The sequence below is a fragment of the Acinetobacter sp. WCHA55 genome, assembly GCF_002165305.2.
Taxonomy (GTDB): domain Bacteria; phylum Pseudomonadota; class Gammaproteobacteria; order Pseudomonadales; family Moraxellaceae; genus Acinetobacter.
On record NZ_CP032286.1, the window covers coordinates 3,198,037 to 3,217,966 of the forward strand.

At 44.0% G+C, this 19,930-nt stretch carries 19 protein-coding genes; 8 read left to right on the forward strand and 11 right to left on the reverse strand.

Features of this window, described 5'->3' with window-relative positions:
* Positions 1 to 200: 200 nt before the first annotated feature.
* The 3 genes from CDG62_RS18170 (at position 201) to CDG62_RS18180 (ending at position 3,863) form a co-directional block, all read left to right on the forward strand.
* Positions 201 to 836 carry a response regulator gene (locus CDG62_RS18170; RefSeq protein WP_004692836.1) on the forward strand — a complete coding sequence of 212 codons (636 nt, stop codon included), beginning with the start codon at positions 201 to 203 and terminating at the stop codon, positions 834 to 836.
* Between the two features lie 21 nt (positions 837 to 857).
* Positions 858 to 2,426, forward strand: coding sequence for a sensor histidine kinase (locus CDG62_RS18175; RefSeq protein WP_087528360.1), 1,569 nt, complete (start codon positions 858 to 860; stop codon positions 2,424 to 2,426).
* A 72-nt stretch (positions 2,427 to 2,498) separates the two neighbouring features.
* Positions 2,499 to 3,863: a sigma-54-dependent transcriptional regulator gene (locus CDG62_RS18180; RefSeq protein ID WP_265936539.1), complete on the forward strand. Its 1,365-nt coding sequence runs from the start codon at positions 2,499 to 2,501 to the stop codon at positions 3,861 to 3,863.
* Positions 3,864 to 3,867: 4 nt separating this feature from the next.
* Here the strand turns inward: CDG62_RS18180 and CDG62_RS18185 are convergent, their stop codons facing one another.
* From CDG62_RS18185 to lptF, 4 genes are all read right to left on the reverse strand, one after another.
* Positions 3,868 to 5,043, reverse strand: a complete 1,176-nt coding sequence (locus tag CDG62_RS18185; RefSeq protein WP_087528362.1) for a S41 family peptidase — start codon at positions 5,041 to 5,043, stop codon at positions 3,868 to 3,870.
* Positions 5,044 to 5,061: 18 nt separating this feature from the next.
* Positions 5,062 to 6,609, reverse strand: coding sequence for a 2,3-bisphosphoglycerate-independent phosphoglycerate mutase (gene gpmI, locus CDG62_RS18190; protein WP_087528363.1), 1,548 nt, complete (start codon positions 6,607 to 6,609; stop codon positions 5,062 to 5,064).
* A gap of 123 nt (positions 6,610 to 6,732) precedes the next feature.
* Entirely contained in the window at positions 6,733 to 7,803 is a 1,071-nt protein-coding gene (gene lptG, locus CDG62_RS18195; RefSeq protein ID WP_087528364.1) for an LPS export ABC transporter permease LptG, read from the reverse strand.
* Between the two features lie 2 nt (positions 7,804 to 7,805).
* A complete protein-coding gene (gene lptF / locus CDG62_RS18200) occupies positions 7,806 to 8,906 on the reverse strand; it encodes an LPS export ABC transporter permease LptF (protein ID WP_087528365.1) in 1,101 nt (366 codons plus the stop codon).
* 158 nt (positions 8,907 to 9,064) lie between these two features.
* Between lptF and CDG62_RS18205 the strand changes: the two genes are divergently transcribed.
* Genes CDG62_RS18205 through CDG62_RS18215 form a run of 3 tightly spaced genes read left to right on the forward strand, consistent with a single transcriptional unit; the run spans position 9,065 to position 11,580 of the window.
* A complete protein-coding gene (locus tag CDG62_RS18205; protein ID WP_087528366.1) occupies positions 9,065 to 10,513 on the forward strand; it encodes a leucyl aminopeptidase in 1,449 nt (482 codons plus the stop codon).
* The gene (locus CDG62_RS18210) at positions 10,506 to 10,913 is read left to right on the forward strand and encodes a DNA polymerase III subunit chi (protein WP_087528367.1); all 408 of its coding nucleotides are present in this window, start codon (positions 10,506 to 10,508) and stop codon (positions 10,911 to 10,913) included. The genes CDG62_RS18205 and CDG62_RS18210 overlap by 8 nt, the downstream gene beginning before the upstream one ends.
* 31 nt (positions 10,914 to 10,944) lie before the next feature.
* Positions 10,945 to 11,580 carry a hypothetical protein gene (locus CDG62_RS18215; protein WP_087528368.1) on the forward strand — a complete coding sequence of 212 codons (636 nt, stop codon included), beginning with the start codon at positions 10,945 to 10,947 and terminating at the stop codon, positions 11,578 to 11,580.
* Positions 11,581 to 11,665: 85 nt separating this feature from the next.
* Here CDG62_RS18215 and CDG62_RS18220 read toward each other — a convergent pair whose 3' ends face one another.
* The 7 genes from CDG62_RS18220 to glnK form a co-directional block, all read right to left on the reverse strand.
* Entirely contained in the window at positions 11,666 to 12,214 is a 549-nt protein-coding gene (locus CDG62_RS18220) for a VTT domain-containing protein (protein ID WP_087528369.1), read from the reverse strand.
* Between the two features lie 145 nt (positions 12,215 to 12,359).
* Positions 12,360 to 13,019 carry a riboflavin synthase gene (locus CDG62_RS18225; protein WP_087528370.1) on the reverse strand — a complete coding sequence of 220 codons (660 nt, stop codon included), beginning with the start codon at positions 13,017 to 13,019 and terminating at the stop codon, positions 12,360 to 12,362.
* Between the two features lie 23 nt (positions 13,020 to 13,042).
* Complete coding sequence (locus CDG62_RS18230) at positions 13,043 to 14,341, reverse strand: DNA adenine methylase (protein ID WP_087528371.1); 1,299 nt, start codon at positions 14,339 to 14,341, stop codon at positions 13,043 to 13,045.
* Entirely contained in the window at positions 14,338 to 15,441 is a 1,104-nt protein-coding gene (ribD, locus tag CDG62_RS18235) for a bifunctional diaminohydroxyphosphoribosylaminopyrimidine deaminase/5-amino-6-(5-phosphoribosylamino)uracil reductase RibD (protein ID WP_087528372.1), read from the reverse strand. The genes CDG62_RS18230 and ribD overlap by 4 nt, the downstream gene beginning before the upstream one ends.
* Before the next feature lie 14 nt (positions 15,442 to 15,455).
* Positions 15,456 to 15,914 (reverse strand): transcriptional regulator NrdR, encoded by a 459-nt coding sequence (nrdR, locus tag CDG62_RS18240; RefSeq protein ID WP_004692852.1) that lies wholly within the window; start codon positions 15,912 to 15,914, stop codon positions 15,456 to 15,458.
* A 151-nt stretch (positions 15,915 to 16,065) separates the two neighbouring features.
* Positions 16,066 to 17,469: an ammonium transporter gene (locus tag CDG62_RS18245; protein WP_010325684.1), complete on the reverse strand. Its 1,404-nt coding sequence runs from the start codon at positions 17,467 to 17,469 to the stop codon at positions 16,066 to 16,068.
* Between the two features lie 59 nt (positions 17,470 to 17,528).
* A complete protein-coding gene (glnK, locus tag CDG62_RS18250) occupies positions 17,529 to 17,867 on the reverse strand; it encodes a P-II family nitrogen regulator (protein ID WP_004281042.1) in 339 nt (112 codons plus the stop codon).
* 274 nt (positions 17,868 to 18,141) lie between these two features.
* On the opposite strand from glnK, the gene CDG62_RS18255 reads away from it, so the two are divergent.
* The gene (locus CDG62_RS18255) at positions 18,142 to 18,369 is read left to right on the forward strand and encodes an accessory factor UbiK family protein (protein WP_087528396.1); all 228 of its coding nucleotides are present in this window, start codon (positions 18,142 to 18,144) and stop codon (positions 18,367 to 18,369) included.
* 65 nt (positions 18,370 to 18,434) lie between these two features.
* On the forward strand, positions 18,435 to 19,922 hold the full coding sequence (locus CDG62_RS18260; RefSeq protein WP_087528374.1) for a YifB family Mg chelatase-like AAA ATPase: 1,488 nt from the start codon (positions 18,435 to 18,437) through the stop codon (positions 19,920 to 19,922).
* The last annotated feature ends 8 nt before the right edge of the window (positions 19,923 to 19,930 follow it).

Sequence of the window (19,930 nt, forward strand, 5' to 3'; positions counted from 1 at the left end):
TTCATAACCCATAAGATACATTTGCGTATTCACGCCAATATGCCTTACATTTGTACACAATGCGAACAGCATTGCTGTCGACAGCGTGCATATCTTTTCAAATAAGCCTAAGAATAGGATTGCTAATTTTGTCGTTTCATTGCAAGCTTATTTTGCTTTATGTAACAAAAAATATGTTTTTTATAGTGAGGAAGAGCTAGGTGATCACAGTTTTAGTGGTAGATGACCATGAGTTAGTACGTACAGGGATTTGTCGAATGCTCGAGGACCATGCCGATGTTCAAGTCATTGGCCAAGCTGAATCTGGTGAAGAAGCAATTAACCTCGTCCGTCAACATCACCCAAATGTGGTTCTGTTAGACGTCAACATGCCAGGCATTGGTGGAGTTGAAACCACACGCCGCTTACTGCAAACCGCACCCGAAACCAAAGTATTGGCGGTTAGTGGCCTAGCAGAAGAACCTTATCCTTCCCTGTTACTCAAAGCTGGCGCCAAAGGCTACATTACCAAGGGTGCACCTGTGACTGAAATGGTACGCGCCATCAATAAAGTCATGCAAGGCGGCAAATATTTCAGCGCTGACATTGCTGAACAACTGGCCAGCTCTTATTTGTCTGATACTCAAACCTCGCCTTTTGATGCTTTATCTGAACGTGAAATGCAGGTGGCGATGATGGTCGTGAATTGCATCAGTGCACAGGAAATTTCTGACAAGCTTTTTGTCAGCGTAAAAACAGTCAATACCTACCGTTACCGAATTTTTGAAAAGCTCAACATCGACAGTGATGTGAAACTGACCCACCTCGCTATTCGTTATGGTTTAATCAAACCTTAATGCACGCAGACTAATACCCGCATGCTGAAATACTCAACCAATATTCAGTTAAATCAATACCGTCTAGGTGTTTGGTATGCATCTTATCGACTGTTTATTGGCTGTTGTTTGTTGTTGGTTTATCTGCTGACTTACGAACAGCTATTTTCAACTTATCAGTATCCCATACTGTATCGTTCTGTCCTGATTGGCTTTATTTTTATCAGTGCCTTTCAGCTATTGGGCCTCAAGAATGTGCGCAAACGCATATCACTTCAGCTCACCTTGCTGTTTATCATCGATGTTATTAGCCTTAGCTTACTCACTTTTGCCACCGATGGTCCGAACTTACAGTTAAGCTTATTGTTTGTGATCACGATCTTTGCTTCTTGTGTATTGGTCGATAAACAAAAAGCGCTCGTCATTACGTTGATTGCTGTAATAACACTAGTTTATCAGCACTTTATTGGAACGCTATTTTCAATTAGTTCACTGAATACCATCGGCAATAGTGCCGTGCTCGCCTTTTTGTTCTTTGTGGTTTATGGGTCTGGACAAATTGCAGTACGACGCTTTCAAGTCCTTGAAAACTTAAACTTCTATCAATCCCAAGAACTGGACCAACTGCAAAACATTAACCGTTATATTTTAGAGCAAACCGAGCTCGGCTATTTGGTGCTCGATGAAAACTGCCACATGGTGCTGAGTAATCCTGCCGCATGTACATTATTGGGCATCTCACCAATTTATGCCTACGACAAATACCCCTTATACAAAGCGCAACCTGATTTATTTGAACTCCTCAAATTCGACCAACTTAAGAATGGAGAAAAGTTCCAATTCACATCGCAACTGAGTCGCTTTCAAATTCAGATCGAAATTCAAAAACTACAAATACCGAATCAGACACTAACCTTATTCGTCCTACAAGATGCACAAAAAATTAATCAACGTGTACAACAACTCAAGCTGGCTGCACTGGGTCAACTTTCTGCCAGCATTGCACATGAAATTCGCAATCCACTGGCAGCCATCACGCAAGCCAATGAACTAATGCAAGCGAATAATCCACAACAAGAACTGTTGCAGAACATGATTACCAAACAAGCCTCACGGATTGATAAAATTATTGGTGATACACTGAGCATGGCACGCAGTAAAGAAACCTATCCGACCCTGATTGATGTTGCCGCTTTTTTAGAACGTTTTATCGTTGAAGATTTGCCCGATGTCAAAGATCAAATTGATTACCGCATTTCCGATCAAGCTCAGATTCAGTTTGATGAACAACAACTGAGGCAAGTGCTGATTAACCTCATTCGAAATGCTATTCGACACAATGCAGATGAAGCCGATCACATTCAAATTCGTGTCTATAGCTACAAAAACCTCGTCCATATTGAGGTCTGCGATTTTGGTGAAGGGGTCGCCACTCAGGACCAAACCAGCCTATTTCAACCGTTTTTTAGTACCTCAATCAATGGAACTGGGTTAGGATTATATTTATCCCATAGTTTCTGCGAAGCCAACCAAGCTAAGCTATACTATGTAGAACAAAAAATAGGGGCATGCTTTCGGATTGAATGCCCTCGTATAAACAATGACGTGTAATTTTTGGGGTTAAACGTGGAAAAAAAACCACTTGTTTTATTGGTGGATGATGAACAAGACTTATGTACCCTAATGCAAATGTCTTTAAGTCGAATGGGGATTGATACACATATTGCCTATCGTTTACAAGAGGCGGTTCAAGCCCTGAAAACGCATCAATACGATGCCTGTCTAACCGATCTTAATTTACCTGATGGTAATGGCCTGAGCTTGGTCGATTTTATTGCTCAAAATTATCCTAATCTACCTGTAGCTGTATTAACTGCTTATGGCAACATGGATGTCGCGATTGCCGCACTTAAAGCCGGAGCTTTTGATTTTGTCAGCAAACCGATCAACCAAAAGCATTTAGAACAACTTTTACAAAAAGCCTTTAACCAGCCTATCAGCCAGCTACATATTCAAGAAGATACGCTTGAACACAAACTGTTAATTGGTCAATCCCTTCCTATTCAACAGCTTCGTGTGACCTTGAAAAAAATTGCCCGCTCACAAGCCCCTGTCTTTATTACAGGTGAATCGGGGACTGGCAAAGAAGTGGTGGCGAATCTGGTACATCGCCTGAGCAACCGTAATGAAGGGCCGTTTATTGCCATTAATTGTGGTGCTATCCCGACAGAACTGATGGAAAGTGAACTATTTGGACATCGTAAAGGTAGTTTTACAGGGGCAACCCAAGACAAACAAGGGCTGATTCTCTCTGCACATGGTGGCAGTCTATTTTTAGATGAAATTGCAGAACTGCCACTAACCATGCAAGTTAAACTCTTACGTGCAGTACAAGAAAAGCGTATTCGTCCCATTGGTAGTGACACCGAAATTGATGTTGATTTCCGTGTGATTAGTGCCAGCCATCAAGACTTAGAAGCACTTGTACAACAAGGTAAATTCCGTCAGGACTTATATTTCCGCATCCATGTTATGGACATTGTACTGCCTGCCCTACGTGAGCGCGGCAATGACATTATTCTTTTGGCACAGCATTTCATTCAAAAAATCTGTCAAGAGTGGGACATCCCGGTCAAAACCCTAAGTGAACGTGCACGTGAGTTTTTATTGGCCCAATATTATCCGGGTAATGTGCGTGAACTGCGCAATATGATGGAACGTGCCATCACTTTAAGTGATGAAAGCAGTATTGACTTAACGCACTTGCAAACCGCCCCTCTGCGACCAATAGCACAAGCCAGCTATACTAATGCCACACAACAGGGTGCGATTGGTACTGATCAACTTAGCCCTGTGCCTTCACGCAAATTACCTGAAGAAGGTTTAGAGCTGTATTTAGAAAAAATTGAAAAAGAAATTTTGATGAATGCACTCAATCTCACCCACTGGAACCGAACACTGGCGGCTAAAAAGCTCGGCATGTCTTTCCGTTCTTTACGTTATCGCTTGAAAAAATTCGGACTCGATGGCGAAGACGATTCCGTTTAAAGACTTAACGACGGTTAATCAAAATCTCTGCCACATGTTCAACATAGCTTTCGTCTTTGAGTTCGTGTGGCATTCGATAAAACTGATTTGGCGCAATTCCCACCCCTTCAATCATCTGACCAGTTGGCGTGTAATAGTGAGACACGGTCATTTGCAAAGCTGCACCATTGGACAGTGGAAAAAGTTTCTGTACGACCCCTTTGCCATAACTTTTCTCACCAATCACCCATGCTCGCCCATGTTCCTTGAGCGCTGCAGTAAATACTTCTGCCGCTGATGCAGAGCGATCATTAATTAAAATTCCTACTTTCAAGTTTTGAAACTCAAAGCTTGGTAAGGCCTGAAACTGCTGATCACCCTCAGAGCGGCTTTTCGTTGAAACAATGACGCCTTGATTTAAAAATAGATCAGCAGATTCAACTGCGGCAGACAACAACCCGCCGGGATTATTTCTGAGGTCAATCAAGACCGCTTTTAAACGCGAAGACTGATGCTCTTCAATCAGTTGCTGAATTTCATTGGCTGTATCTTGTTGGAACACCCGCACCTTGAGCACCAAAACTTGGTTATTCAACAGTTGCGCCTGAATATCGGTTTCAACTTTTCGGGTTCTGACTACATTGATTGGCGTGGCATTGGCTTTTAATTGTAGACTAACGGTACTACCAATCGCCCCACTGAGTAAATCATTGACTTGTGACTGATTGAGTTTACGTAATTCTTGATCATCTATTTTAAAAACGGCATCAGCATTTCTTAAGCCCAATTTGCTGGAATCTGAATCAGCTTTTAATCCACGAATTTGCCATTGCTGTAAACGAGTATCGAACTCTAAACTGAAGTCAACTGAAGCCAGGTCCCCTTCGGTATATTGCACTAGTTGTTTATATTCTTGAGGAGATAAATAACGAGAATAACGGTCTAGGCCACTGACTAAACCTTTAATTGCTTGTTGAAAGAGTGCTTCATCACTGCGTTCAGCCACATAATTATCTTTGACTAAACCATAAATTTGCACAAATTGTTGAATGGATTCTATTGGAACCTCAACATAGCCCTGTTCCAATTCATCATCAAAAGCGGGTGCTGCCGCTGTTTTTGCAACAGCACCCATCGGGTGGATCAGACTCAGACCTAAAGCAATCACTACACCTATTGAAGTCCACGATGCTTTCGCCATTTACCCACCCAAATTGATTTATACGTCTAATGTAATTAAGTTACGACCTTGCATTTCTGTAGGAACAGGAATGCGCATTAAGCTGAGTAGCGTTGGTGCGACATCAGCCAATACGCCACCTTCAGCGATGGTTGCTTGCGTTGGTCCTACATAAATGAACGGCACGAGCTCTGTGGTATGCTGAGTATGTACCTGACCGCTATGATAATCCTGCATTTGTTCAACATTACCATGGTCAGCCGTAATTAACATATGACCTTTTTGTGCCATCACCGCTTCATAGACACGGCCTAGGCATAAATCAACGGCTTCCACTGCTTTCACCGCAGCATTAAACACGCCCGTATGGCCAACCATGTCGCCGTTGGCATAGTTCACCACCAACAGATCAAACTCGCCTGAGTTAATCGCAGCCACCAATTCATCGGTTACTTCATATGCGCTCATTTCTGGCTTGAGGTCATAAGTCGCAACATTCGGTGAAGGAATCAAAATACGTTTTTCACCTGGATATTCATCTTCACGACCACCGCTGAAGAAGAACGTCACATGTGCGTATTTCTCAGTTTCAGCAATACGCAATTGGGTTTTACCAAGGTCTGAAAGATATTCACCAATCGAGTTTTTTAATGCTTCAGGCATATATGCCACAGGCGCATCAATACTGGCTTGGTAACGTGTCAACATCACAAATTTCGATAAGTTGGGTACAACTTTACGCTCAAAGCCTGCAAAATCTTTTTCAACAAACGCTTTGGTAATTTCACGCGCACGATCCGCACGGAAATTCATAAAGACAATGCTGTCACCGTCTTGAACTTTTACGGCATCGCCAATGCGTGTTGCTTTGACAAATTCATCAGACTCATCTGCTGCATAAGCCAGTTCCAAACCTTCAACTGCCGTAGCCGCAGTACGTGTAGCTTCAGACTCTGTGAGTAAACGATAAGCTTGCTCTACACGGTCCCAACGATTGTCACGATCCATCGCAAAATAACGACCAATCAAGCTGACAATACGTCCTTGATTTGGATATTGAGCAAACAATGCATCTAATTTTTCTAAAGAGGGTTGAGCACTGCGTGGCGGCGTATCACGACCATCTAAGAAGGCATGAAGGTACACGGTTGCACCACGTTTTAACGCAAGTTCAGCCATAGCCACAATATGATCTTCGTGTGAATGTACCCCACCTTCAGACAACAAGCCCATGATGTGTACCACACCACCCGCTGCTTTGGCTTTTTCAACAGCATCAACCAAAACTTCATGTTCGAAAAAAGCACCCGTACGAATGTCTTTGGTAATTCGGGTAAAGTCTTGATAAAGCACACGCCCTGCACCCAAGTTCATATGACCCACTTCAGAGTTGCCCATTTGGCCATCTGGCAGACCCACGTCTTCACCAGAACCTGAAATTAAGCTATGCGGATGCTTTGCTTCAATCGCTGTTAAATTCGGTCGATTTGCTGCTAAAAAAGCATTGTCTTCGATCGCTTCACGGTGTCCCACACCATCCATAATGACCAGTACGTGAGGGATTTTGCCAGCAGTTGCATCCGCCATAATAAACACTCTTTTTTTGTCTACAAATTCATCGCTCTATCTTACCGAATTTTCGGTCAAGACTCTATGCAGGCATGATGGTTTAACACCATCATCCGCATTGTTTTCTTCAATATCGTACAGTTATCGCGCACGTTGTAATAAATAACCACCTGCGACAAACATCAGTAAAATAGGCACAAAAACAAACCATGCGGGTGAAGGTGAATAAACCAAACTTGCATACCCCAAGAAGTCTTGCAGGTAAAAGAAACCTAAGCCTGTAAACAATGCAATGACCAAACGAAAGCCCATCGATTGTTGGCGCAGTGGGCCAAAAATAAAGGAACAGGCAATCAACACCAAAGCAATCAAGGCAAATGGAGACGCCACTTTCTGCCAAAAAGCCAACTGATAAGTTTTAGGCACTTGGCTGTATTCATGCATATAGCTCATGAAACTGACCAATTGACTGGGTGAAAGGTCTTCTGGATCAATCGTCACCATGTGCACATATTTCGGTTGCAGTGCAAGTGCCAAAGGCGTTTCAGCGGACTTTTGTGCCGTGGCGTTACCTGTCGGTAGTAAATCAACTTGGGCAGTATTTTCTAAGATCCAATGGCCATCTTGTACAAACTGACCTTGCTCAGCATTTAAAACGCCTTTCAAACGAGCATTATTGTCAAAGTCGACCACTTGCACATTTTTCAGCTGACCTTGAGAGTTGGCATAATCGACATAAATAAAACGCTGCCCTTCTCGTGTCCAGTAACCACGTACTTCACCAAGCTCAGCCGCTGTTCGATGGCTTTTCACACCTTTGGCTTGCTCATTGGTATATGGAATCACCCATTCACTTAAAGCAAATGACAGCACCACCAAAATTAAAGCTGAACGAATCACCCAGCCGACGATTCGCCAGAGACTCACCCCCACCGAGCGCATCACTATCAGTTCGCTGTTTGAAGCCAAAGTGCCGAGGCCCAGTACCGAGCCAATTAGCGCAGCAATCGGTAGAATCTCATAGAGATATTGCGGTGCTCCCCACAGTACATAACGTAAAGCATCCCAAGCACCATAACCTTCTTTAAGGGAGCCTAGCTCACCCAAATAGGTAAATAGAATTTGCAAGACCGATAAAATAGCGGTAGCACCCAGCATCGCCATCGCGGTGGTTTTGGTCACATGTTTTGCGACTATACGACGTGCGAACATGATTAAGACCCCGCTCGTTGTAATGTTTTCTTAATTTTCGGGCCCAGCTTTTGTTTACGAGAAAACAAAGCCGCTGCTATCGCATAGATCACCAAGATCAATGGATAAGCCCAAATCCCCATTTCTTCTTTACTGACTCGGGTTTTAATGGCCATCAGCGCCACGATTAAACTGGCAAAAATAAGCAATGCAGGAAACAGCTTTAAGTAACGGCCTTGGCGTGGGCTCACTTCAGATAAAGCCACAGCGAGGAGTAACGCCACTACAATGGCAAATGGTACAAAAATACGCCAGCCCAATTCACTCGCCACAACAGGATCATGACGATTATCCCAAAGTTTCATGGTGGACAATGCTTCAACATCGGCACTTTCAAACTTTGCTTCTTTATCATTTTCTAAGCGTAGCCGATAGGACTGAAACTCGGCTTGGCTATAACGTGGCTGCCCTGGATAGATTTCATAACGGCGACCTTGCACCAAATCCACTACATTGGCTGGATCATTTTCAATTTCAACACGCGTGGCTTCTTTGGCCAAAATCATCACATCAGGCTTACCTTCTGCTTCAGCGCGTTGATAGAAGAAGATGTCTTTAAGGTTTTTACGGTCTTCGGATAAGTCACCCGCATAAATGGTATAAGGTCCTGATGAAATAAACTCTTTGGGTCGAACCAAATCAAAACCGGTACGCACCGCCTGACTGGTGGTAAGTTGTTCAAACTGACGAACACCCCACGGCGCCATCCATAGCATCAGCATGGCCTGAACAGCGAGAAACACTACAGTCATAGGAATCAGCAGTCGACCCAATTGGTTACGGCTGACGCCACTACCATTGAGTACCGCCATTTCATGATCGACATACAAACGACCAAAAACCAGCATCAGCCCAATAAAAAAGCCTAGAGGAAGAATCAGCGTTAAAAATTCAGGCAAACGATAGCCAATAATGCTAAATAAAATACCTGCATCTAAGCGACCCTGCGCGGCTACGCCAAAATACTTGATCAAACGACCGCCCATCATGATCAAGGTCAATAAGGCGATCACAACCAAGGATGTCGACACCACTTGTTTGACCAGATAACGCCGAATAATCAAATTAATTCTTCCAAAAATAGGTGAATAAAAACTAGCGCTAGTTTACCCGAATAGTGAAAATATAAAACCTGTACTCTTGTTGCACTTTGCAACTCTATTCATGTTAATGTTTCAGTGGTTTAATCATTTTCAAACTTTATAAGGCTTAAATAAAACTTATGAAACTCTCTATTAATACGTCATTCACAGAGAATACGTCTAGCCAATTTTTGTTGATATTAGTAGATTCTGAAAACACGCAATACCTTGCAAATACTTATCAAATTAATGATTTAAACAACTTATTTGAGGCGACTCAGTTTAAAGCTGCTCTCAATGAAACCTTGAGCCTGATTGGTCAAATTCCTACAAACCCCAATGCAGCCTTGGTCGGTGTTGGTAAAGCCACTGAATTACAAACGGCAAAGCTGGCGAAAATTGCTCAAACCATTATCAAAGCTTCACAAAAAAAATTCAAACATATCAGCCTTGACCTTTCAGCCCTTCCAGCCGAACTCCATTATTTGTTTGCCCTCAGTTTGACGCAAGCGGCATATGCTTTTGATGAATTCAAATCGAAAAAGGCCGACAACGTACTTGAACAGATCAGTCTGATTGCCGCCGAGTCGCCGCTGAATGCTGCACAACTTAAATTGATTGAAGCCGTGCAATCTGGTCAAAGCTTTGCTCGTGACTTAGGCAACCGTCCGGGCAATATCTGCTTCCCTGAATATTTGGCAGAGCAAGCCTTAGAACTGGCAGCCCAATATCCTGACCTACTCCGTGTTAATGTCCTTGATGAGCAGCAAATGGCAGATCTGGGCATGCATTCCTTCCTTGCTGTGAGCAAAGGTTCAGACCGCCCAGGCCGTATCATTACACTTGAGTATCAAGCTGAACGTACTGAAGCCCCAGTGGTCTTGGTCGGTAAAGGAATCACCTTTGATACTGGTGGCATTTCATTGAAACCGGGTGCTGGTATGGATGAAATGAAATATGACATGTGTGGTGCAGCATCGGTTCTGGGGACACTCCGTGCTCTATGTGAATCACGTTTAGCCATTCATGTCGTAGGTACGATTGCTGCAGCTGAAAATATGCCGTCAGGCAAAGCTACACGTCCGGGTGACATCGTGAGCACCATGAGCGGTCAAACCGTTGAAATTTTAAATACCGATGCAGAAGGTCGTTTGGTGCTGTGCGACACATTAACCTATGTAAAACGCTTTAACCCTGAACTGGTCATTGATATTGCAACCTTAACAGGTGCCTGTGTCGTGGCACTTGGTTCAGTCTTAACTGGTATGTTTACTCCAGACGATAAACTGGCGGCCGAACTGTCTGAAGCTGGTCAAAATAGCTTTGACCGCGTCTGGCGCATGCCTGTGATTGATGACTATCAAGAACAGTTAGACTCTCCATTTGCAGATATTGCCAACATTGGCGGGCCTAAAGCTGGTGCCATAACTGCAGCGTGCTTCTTGCAACGCTTCACCCGTGATTACCGTTGGGCGCACTTAGACATTGCAGGTACAGCATGGAACTCGGGCGCCAACAAAGGGGCAACCGGCCGCCCAGTACCCTTATTGATGCAATTCTTAGCCAACCGTGCGCAATCTAATGGCTAATATTAGCTTTTACCTGTTTGAACAAAGTCCTGAACGACAAGTCGAAAGTGCTTGTCGTTTATGTCGAAAAATCTTGCGTCAGCCAGAGCGAATCTGGCTGTATGCAAGCGACCCTGAACTACAACAGCAATTGGATGAACGTTTGTGGAGTTTTGATGACACCAGCTTTATTCCGCATGGTATTGATCAAATCGATGCGTGCATTTGTATCTCAGCCCAGTTGCCTGAGCAATCCGACTGGATTGTGTTCAATTTTAACGATCAAGCTCTTGAACAGTTCGAAAAATTTAGCCACATTATAGAAATTATTGAAAATAACGAATCGGCCAAACAACAAGGTCGTGAAAAATTTAAACAATATAGACGTCTCGGGGTTGAAGCACGAACCTTCAAGCTTTAATTGATTCCCCGTCTAAATAAGGAGATGCGTAGTGGCATTGAATGTTGGTCCAGATTTTAAACAGCGCTGGTTAAATGTACCTGATGCTGTTCGTCAGGCCTTTATTGATGACCTGAGTCGCGTCTGCGATGTACTCAAACCTGAAACAGGTTTACACAGTTGGATTGAACAAGACCAACGCGCTCAAGCCGTCTCGACCCAAAAAATTGAACAAGCGTATGCTGATCTGAAAGCACAACTGATTGAAGAAGCGCGAATTCGTAAACAACAAGCGTTGGAAAAATCACTGGCAGACAAACGCGCAGCGCAGGAAGCTTATGCAGAAAGCCTCAAAAAAGACGAAATCCGTCAGTTCAATGAGCAAACCCAAGCTTTAAATGTGATGCGTCAAAGTGTCGATCAGGAAATTTCGAGCTACACCGCACGCTACGAGAAAACACCTGAACAAGCTCTGGACTATGCCAAAGGTAAATTTGGCATTGATGACTCACAAATTTTGTCGGAGTTAGAAAGTGTGCGTTTACGTTTAGAGCTTGAAGCGGAAACCTTAATTGAAGAGTCCGTAGCCAGCTACCGCAGTAAGCTGCAAGCCGCGGCTCAAGAAGAAATTGACTATATTTTGAAAAATTCAGACTTTTCTGATGGAGTGGTATCCAACTCTGCTTAACAAGCCTTGGCTTCCACTTGAACTCACTTCGGTGAGTTTTTTTATGCCCCCCTACTTTGCTCGGCTGACGTGGTCTGTCTCAAGCTCAAACCAACACATCAACCATAAACGATAAGGTATTGCCCACACCATAGCCAATCGCCAACAAACTACCAATCCAAATCAGGCCACCGGTCACGTTGTACCACATAAAAGTCGCCACACTCATATGCCCTGCACCCGCAGCAAAAGGCGCGAAAGAACGTACAAAAGGAATAAAACGTGCCACTAAAATGGTTTTACCGCCATGCTTTAAGAAATATTGATTGGTCTTCATCATATATTCGGGTTTCAACCAACGCGAATGCTGATGGGCAAATTTAAAGCCCAGCTTCTGACCAGTATAATAATTGACGATATAACCCAATACCGCAGCAATCATCATCAAAATACCCATGGTATGGATATGAATTAAATCCGAGCTAGAACATAAGGCACCAATAGCAATCAGTAAACTATCGCCTGGCAAAAAGAACATAAAAACGAAACCCGTTTCTGCAAAAATAATCAGAAAAAGAATCGCATAAATCCAAAGGCCGTATTCTGCAAGCAGTACGGGCAATAATTGTTCTAGATGGAGAAAAAAATCAATCATTGTCACCGATCCGTGCAATGAACTGCGTACTATCTTTCATCATACTCAATTGCTTACCTATTCATTTCAAAAGAAAAACTCCCTCATTTTGGGCAAATAGGGAGCTCATCTTTTGTCTATTCTTGCTGCAATCTAAACGATTTTTCTATTTCAAGAAACCATTTTGTGCCAAAAAGTCTAAACTAATTTTAGATTGTGAGGGAGTTTCTGCAGCTTTATCACCCATCATCAAACGTTCAATGTAGCGTGCTAACACATCTACTTCAAGGTTCACTTGACTACCTGCCTTCCACGTTCCAATGTTGGTTCGTTCAGCCGTATGCGGAATTAAATTGAGGCTTAAAATACACCCACGCAAATGATTAATGGTTAAACTGATCCCATCGACTGTGATCGAGCCTTTTTCTGCTAAGTAACGTGCAATCTCAGCTGGCGCAGTCACTTCAAAGTAAAGCGAGCGTGCATCCTCACGTACAACGGTGATTTCTCCCACAGCATCGACATGACCAGACACAATGTGTCCACCAAAACGTGTAGTGGGCAACATGGCCTTTTCCACATTAACACGTTGCCCCACTTTCCAGTGGGCTAGTGTGGTCCGGTTCAAACTTTCACGTGAGACATCGGCCGCATACCAGTGCTCACCCCAGTCAATCACCGTGAGGCAAATGCCATTGGTGGCAATCGAGTCACCCAAATGTACATCTGACATATCAAGATTTGTACCAATGCGCAAACGCACATCACCACCGACATTTTGTACGCTTTCAACTGTGCCTAGACTTTCGATGATCCCTGTAAACATTGCTTATTTCTACCTCTATATTTTTACCACAGCGCCAACTGTGTCGTGACCCCAGATGTATCCACCCCACCCAATTCGGCATAATGGTACAACTGTCCAAGCAATTGACGAATTGGCGGGCCTGACTTGGCATGCGTATCAGTGATCACAATAAACTCTAACACACGCGCACGCTCAGACTGACGCTGCTTACTCACACGATAACGCGGTACATCCTGTGTTAATAAGGTCACACGCCCCCGCTCCAAATTGGCTTTGAGCAAGTCCCCTGCTTCAATATTACCATCGGTTGAATAACTGGTCAGAATATAACGTGCATTAATGGTAGACAGTAATTTTTCATATGCCTCTTTGGCATACTTTGACGAGTTATAAGGACTCGGACGCTCTTTACGCCATGCACGGTCAATTCCGCTTTTAAAGCCTTTGGTGTCTGGTGTCGGTAAATCCACCTGATCCCATAAGGTTAAAGCATTTAAGACATGATAATTACTGCTGTAAGCATGCTGATTATAAGGTGGATCTAGATAAGCGACATCAACCTCAAAACTACTCATTTGATTTGCCAAATGCTGCGCATCGACACACCACATCTCAGCCATTGGGTTCTTTTGTTTATTATCACCCACTTCACTAAAACGACTTGGCGTTAACCACAGCAAAGATTCAATTCGTTCTAGCGCGGTTTGTGTTTTTCCCCCCCAGCCGTGGTGGAAACTTTTAAAGACACCTGAAGTATTGCTGACAAAACTGGCTGAATAAAGCAAAGGAGCTAATAAAGCAGACATCTCCACATCATCGATTGCACCTTGTGCCTGCCATGTGGCAATTTGCTGACGAATCGCATCGATGCGCATGCCATTGCGGCGTTTGAAGAACAAACGATCTCGGCTTGGATCATAGATCTCATCATTTCGCGGGCACAGATTATGCGTCACCCACCCCTTCACTTCAGGCAAACGGTTTAAATAATCAATGGCTTTTTGATAACCACCCAACTCTTTAAATGCAGGCGCTTCGGTACAAGCCAAAACAGCATGGTTCAGGGCATGGCTATACGGTTCCCAGTCATTGGCAATCACGCGATAACCATTTTGACGCGCCAAACGCGAGACCACGCCTGAACCAGCAAAAAAGTCAGCAAAAATGGGCGCACGACCATCTGCTCGGTTTAAAGTCCCTGTACTCTCAAGCGCTTCTAAAATCAGATGCAACAGACGGCGCTTATTCCCCAAATAAGGAACAAGTTGATGAAATAGATATTCATCGGTGGTACGTGCCGCGTGACGACGTTTATGATAAACCGTAGACTCTGAACTCATAATGACTCTTGAGAAGGGATAAGCGTTAAGCGCACATCATCACCCAATTGTGTGACATCCATAAGCTTAAAGCGGAGTTGCTCTGCCATCTGAGAAAACTCAGCATTGAACATTGCACGTGCAGACTGACCCAATAAGGTCGGTGCCACATAACTAATCATTTCATCGACCAACTTTTCTTGTAAAAAAGCAGTCGATAACGTTGCACCCGCTTCAACCATGACATCATAAATTTGATGTGATTGAACCAACTGCTTTAATAACTGATCTAAAGGCTGTACAGCAAACTGTAGCACGCCTAAATCAGCCAATACTTGACGATAAGGCCCCATTACCATCACGGTATCAGGCTGTTGTAAAATTTGGGCCGTCAAAGGCAAACGTCCTTGACGGTCTAACACCAGACGTTTCGGTTGTACTACCATTGTCAGATCCGCAACACTCGGAAGCTGCCTAACATTGAGCTGAGGATCATCGGCCAATACGGTTTCAATCCCTGTGATCACGACACCAGAAATGGCTCGAAAATGCTGAACATCTAACCGTGCTGCTGGGCCAGTAATCCATTTCGACTCACCCGAAGCCATCGCCGTTCGACCATCTAAACTAGAGGCAACTTTTAAACGCACATAAGGCCTACCTGTGGCCATGGCTTTTAAAAAGCCCGCATTCAGTTGATGCGCTTCGGCTTGGCAAATGCCAACATCGACCTCAATGCCTGCTTCTTTTAAAATCTGTACCCCTTTACCAGCCACCAAGGGGTTGGGATCTGGACAGGCAATCACAACCCGCGCTACACCTGCCTCAACCAAACCTTTGGCACACGGCGGTGTACGCCCATAATGCGCACAAGGTTCTAAAGTGACATAAGCCGTTGCGCCTTGGGTCTGCTTGCCTGCTTCGCGCATCGCAAAAACTTCTGCATGGGGCTGACCCGCTTTAGGGTGATAACCTGTCCCCAGCAACTGCCCATCTTTGACAATGACACAGCCTACATTTGGATTTGGCTTGGTGCTATATTGACCTTGTAAAGCTAAAGCAATCGCTTGTTTCATCCAAGCTTGGTCGGCGTGTAAAGCACTAGACTGTAATTCAGACATGAATGCCAACTCGCTTAATGTTCACGTTGTTGCATTTGTTCAATTTGGTGACGAAAGGCATCGACATCTTGAAAGTCTTGATAGACCGATGCAAAACGTACATACGCAACATGATCCAACGAAAATAAAGATTGCATAACAATTTCACCAATTGTACGTGATTTCACATCACGTTCACCTAGACGGCGAATTTGCAGTTGAATATCGCTCAAGACGGTTTCAATTTGCTCTTGCGTCACTGGACGTTTTTGTAAAGCATGCATCAAAGAACGACGCAATTTTGCTTCATCAAAAGGTTCACTTTTGCCATCCGACTTGATTACACGAGGCATGACCACCTCGTAACTTTCAAAGGTTGTGAATCGTTCACCACAACTAATACATTCACGACGACGACGAATTTGACAACCTTCAGCGGCCAAACGTGAGTCGATCACTTTACTGTCTTCGGCGTTGCAAAATGGACAATGCATAGTGGTTAAATTGAACAAATTTGAATGGTTTTAGAGTGTAGCAAAAATTCAGTGTTTTGTAGAGTTTTACGCTAGATATAGAAAAAAAACAGCCCTTTCGGGCTGTTTCACACAATATATTGATTATACTGTTGATTTATTATTCTATTGATTAGTCCACGCGTTCGCCATGTTGGCTTAAGTCCAGACCCATACGTTCATCATCAGATTCAACGCGAATACCAATCACCAAATCAATCACTTTTAAGATAATGAAGGTTAATACTGCTGAGTATGCGATCGTTGCCAATACCCCTTCAACTTGAACCCAAAGCTGATGCATCACATCACTTGGTGCTTTGTCACCCATGATGAAATCGCTTGCAAAGAATGCTGTTAAGATTGCACCCACGATACCGCCCACACCATGTAAACCAAACGCATCTAAAGAGTCATCGGCTTTTAAAGCACGTTTCAATGCACTGATACCCCAGAAGCACACCACACCACCGATTAAACCCATCGCCAGCGCGCCGCCTACAGTTACAAAACCTGCTGCTGGTGTAATCACTACAAGACCAGCAACCGCGCCAGATGCAGCACCAAGTACTGAACCTTTACCACGTGCAACTTTTTCAGTAATTAGCCAAGAAATTGCAGCTGCAGCTGCTGCTACTTGAGTCACAAGTAATGCATAACCTGCTGAGCCGTTTGCGCCCAATGCAGAACCACCGTTGAAACCAAACCAGCCAACCCACAGCAAGCTTGCACCCACAACAGTTAATGCCAAGTTATGTGGAGCCATTGATTCACGGCCTAAGCCCATACGTTTGCCAAGCATGTATGCAGCAACCAAACCTGCCACCCCTGAGTTGATGTGTACAACGGTACCGCCGGCAAAGTCGAGTGCGCCATCATTTGCTAACCAGCCACCGCCCCATACCCAGTGAGTAATTGGTGCATAGACCACGACAACCCAAATCGAGATGAAAGCGATAAATGCGCCGAATTTCATCCGTTCTGCAATTGAGCCACTAATAATGGCAACCGTAATGATGGCAAAGGTCATTTGGAAAATAACGAATAGAACTTCAGGAATCGTACCTGTGAGTGCGTCTGTGGTAATCCCAGTCAACATGAACTTATCTAAGCCACCGATAAAGGCATTACCCTCACCAAAGGCCAATGTATAACCAATAATGACCCATGCAATACTCACCACTGCCGCAGCAACAAAGCTATGCGCCATGGTGCTTAAGACGTTTTTCTTACGAACCATACCGCCGTAGAATAACGCTAAACCTGGAATGGTCATCAATAAAACCAGTGCTGTGGAGACTAAAATCCACGCCGTATCACCTGTGTCTAATGTTGGTTCTTCTTCTGCAGGTGCGGGTGCTTCTACTGGAGCAGCGACGGCTTCAACCGCTTGTACTGCTGGAGCAGCCACATCAGTTGTTTCAACCACTGTGACTTGTTCTGATGGAGTTGGCGCTGTTGCCGCTTCTTCAGCCCAAGCAACAGAACCCCCTAAAAGTGCGCCAGATAAGCTCAGCGCGAATAACATCTTTTTCATTCGTATCCCCCAACCTAATTTGTGCGAGTTATGTGTTACTCAGCAAACTTCATGCCAAATTAAACGGCATCAGCACCTGTTTCACCTGTACGGATACGGATGACTTGCTCTAAATTTGTGACGAAAATTTTACCGTCGCCAATTTTTCCTGTGCTAGCAACACGTGTAATTGACTCAATCACCGCGTCGACCATTTCATCACTGATCGCAATTTCGATTTTTACTTTTGGTAAGAAATCAACAACATATTCAGCGCCACGATAAAGTTCAGTATGACCTTTTTGACGACCAAAGCCTTTGACTTCAGTTACCGTGATCCCTTGAACACCAATTTCAGACAGTGCTTCACGCACATCATCCAATTTAAACGGTTTTACAATTGCAGTTACGAGCTTCATGTTTGTTTTCCTTCGGCTTATTTCACCAGTAAGGTTTTATGTTCAAATTTCATGCCAAAAATTCTTAGGTTGGGGGGAAAAGAAAGTCTGACATGAGTTTTCTTTATACCCTATTCTATACATTTAAATGCGTTTTGAGCTTCAAAATTCAGGTTTTTTAGTCGAAGATTTAGAATTTTTTACAATCCATGAAATCATATTTCATCTGAAAGGCTATAGAGTCCGAAGCAGCAATGGTACACTGCTGTCACTTCTCCAACTGTTGGATATAGAAATGATTGAAACTTTATTACAAGCCATACTGGAACAAGTCGAACAACCTAAACAAGACTTAGAACATAATTTACGCGCACTGCTCAATGAAGCAGTCACCAAAATGGATTTGGTTTCCAAAGATGAAATTGAACGTCAACGCACTGCACTGAATAATGCCAATTTGCGTTTAAATAACTTATTGAAACAAGTGGAAGCTTTAGAGTTACGCATTCAGAACAAAAAATGAGCACTTGTTTGGTGCAACAAAAGACGCATAACGAATTAAAATAATGCACTATAATGGAACAAAAGATGTCTTTTGCCAAAATTTACACTCGAGCTTTGCTCGGTTTACACGCACCTTCGGTTGAAGTTGAAGTTCATCTAAGCCAAGGATTACCCTCTTTAACCATTGTGGGGCTTCCTGAAGCAGCCGTTCGGGAAAGCAAAGATCGGGTGCGCTCCGCCATTATCAATAGTGGCTTTCAGTTTCCGACCAAACGCCTCACCATCAATCTAGCACCTGCCGACCTGCCCAAAGACAGTTCACGGTTGGATTTGCCTATTGCACTGGGTATTTTAATTGCCTCTGGTCAACTTCCTGAGCAAGGAACTGAAAATTTTGAATTTATAGGTGAATTGGCACTTGATGGGCAACTGCGACCGATTTCGGGCACTTTAAGTATTGCGATTGCCTGCCAGCAAGCTGGACATCAACTGATTTTACCTGAGGCCAATGCACAAGAAGCCTCTCAACTGCCCAACTTTCAAGTGTTTGCAGCGCAACATTTAAAACAAGTCTGTGAGCATCTGTCGCAAAACCATCTCATCCAACAGTTTCAGCCCACGGCTCTACAAGCCTCTCAGCACTACAAATTTGATTTGGCCGATGTTAAAGGACAGCTGCGCCCAAGACGTGCCTTAGAGATTGCGGCAGCAGGTGGTCATTCTTTACTGTTTAAAGGACCGCCAGGGACAGGTAAAACTCTATTGGCTTCACGTTTAGCCAGTATTTTACCGCCCTTGAACACACATGAGAATTTGGAAGTGGCGAGTATTTACTCGGTGGCCAATCATCAACATCCTTTTGGGCAGCGGCCATTTCGTGCACCGCACCATACAGCTTCTGCGGTTGCCTTAGTCGGTGGTGGGTCACAACCCAAACCTGGTGAAATTACTTTGGCACATAAAGGCGTGCTGTTTTTAGATGAACTACCAGAGTTTGACCGCAAGGTTTTGGAGGTTTTAAGACAACCCATTGAAGCTAAAGAGATTGTGATTTCACGTGCTTCACGGCAGATCACCTTTCCTGCAAATTTTCAACTGATTGCTGCAATGAACCCTTGCCCCTGCGGTTATGCTTTTAATCAAGATAGCCGTTGCCAATGCTCAACTGAGGCAATTAAGCGCTACCAGAACCGTATTTCTGGGCCTTTGCTGGATCGAATTGATTTACATATCGATGTACCACCCTTACATGCTTCTGAGTTGCAAGACACACAAGCCGTAGAAGACTCAGCAACTGTACGTGAACGCGTGATTCAAGCGTATCAATGGCAAATGCAACGCCAAGCTTGTCTCAATATGGCTTTATCACCCAAACAACTCGAACAATTCGCACCGCTAGATGGGCAAGCAGCTTTAATCTTTGAAAAAGCACAGCAGCGTTTAAATTTGTCTGCTCGGGGTTATCATCGTATTTTAAGGGTGGCTAGAACCATTGCAGATTTGGCCCAGTCAGAGCATATCCACACGGGACATTTGACCGAGGCACTGTCCTATCGGGGACAAAGCAACTAAGTACCCAA

What these genes read in the sequence shown, in the direction of transcription:
- CDG62_RS18175 (WP_087528360.1), top strand. Translation starts at nt 858, where the DNA reads ATGCTGAAATACTCAACCAATATTCAGTTAAATCAATACCGTCTAGGT.
- CDG62_RS18180 (WP_265936539.1), top strand. Translation starts at nt 2,499, where the DNA reads ATGCAAATGTCTTTAAGTCGAATGGGGATTGATACACATATTGCCTAT.
- CDG62_RS18185 (WP_087528362.1), bottom strand. Translation starts at nt 5,043, where the DNA reads ATGGCGAAAGCATCGTGGACTTCAATAGGTGTAGTGATTGCTTTAGGT.
- gpmI (WP_087528363.1), bottom strand. Translation starts at nt 6,609, where the DNA reads ATGGCGGATGCAACTGCTGGCAAAATCCCTCACGTACTGGTCATTATG.
- lptG (WP_087528364.1), bottom strand. Translation starts at nt 7,803, where the DNA reads ATGTTCGCACGTCGTATAGTCGCAAAACATGTGACCAAAACCACCGCG.
- CDG62_RS18205 (WP_087528366.1), top strand. Translation starts at nt 9,065, where the DNA reads ATGAAACTCTCTATTAATACGTCATTCACAGAGAATACGTCTAGCCAA.
- CDG62_RS18210 (WP_087528367.1), top strand. Translation starts at nt 10,506, where the DNA reads ATGGCTAATATTAGCTTTTACCTGTTTGAACAAAGTCCTGAACGACAA.
- CDG62_RS18220 (WP_087528369.1), bottom strand. Translation starts at nt 12,214, where the DNA reads ATGATTGATTTTTTTCTCCATCTAGAACAATTATTGCCCGTACTGCTT.
- CDG62_RS18225 (WP_087528370.1), bottom strand. Translation starts at nt 13,019, where the DNA reads ATGTTTACAGGGATCATCGAAAGTCTAGGCACAGTTGAAAGCGTACAA.
- CDG62_RS18230 (WP_087528371.1), bottom strand. Translation starts at nt 14,341, where the DNA reads ATGAGTTCAGAGTCTACGGTTTATCATAAACGTCGTCACGCGGCACGT.
- ribD (WP_087528372.1), bottom strand. Translation starts at nt 15,441, where the DNA reads ATGTCTGAATTACAGTCTAGTGCTTTACACGCCGACCAAGCTTGGATG.
- nrdR (WP_004692852.1), bottom strand. Translation starts at nt 15,914, where the DNA reads ATGCATTGTCCATTTTGCAACGCCGAAGACAGTAAAGTGATCGACTCA.
- CDG62_RS18245 (WP_010325684.1), bottom strand. Translation starts at nt 17,469, where the DNA reads ATGAAAAAGATGTTATTCGCGCTGAGCTTATCTGGCGCACTTTTAGGG.
- glnK (WP_004281042.1), bottom strand. Translation starts at nt 17,867, where the DNA reads ATGAAGCTCGTAACTGCAATTGTAAAACCGTTTAAATTGGATGATGTG.
- CDG62_RS18255 (WP_087528396.1), top strand. Translation starts at nt 18,142, where the DNA reads ATGATTGAAACTTTATTACAAGCCATACTGGAACAAGTCGAACAACCT.
- CDG62_RS18260 (WP_087528374.1), top strand. Translation starts at nt 18,435, where the DNA reads ATGTCTTTTGCCAAAATTTACACTCGAGCTTTGCTCGGTTTACACGCA.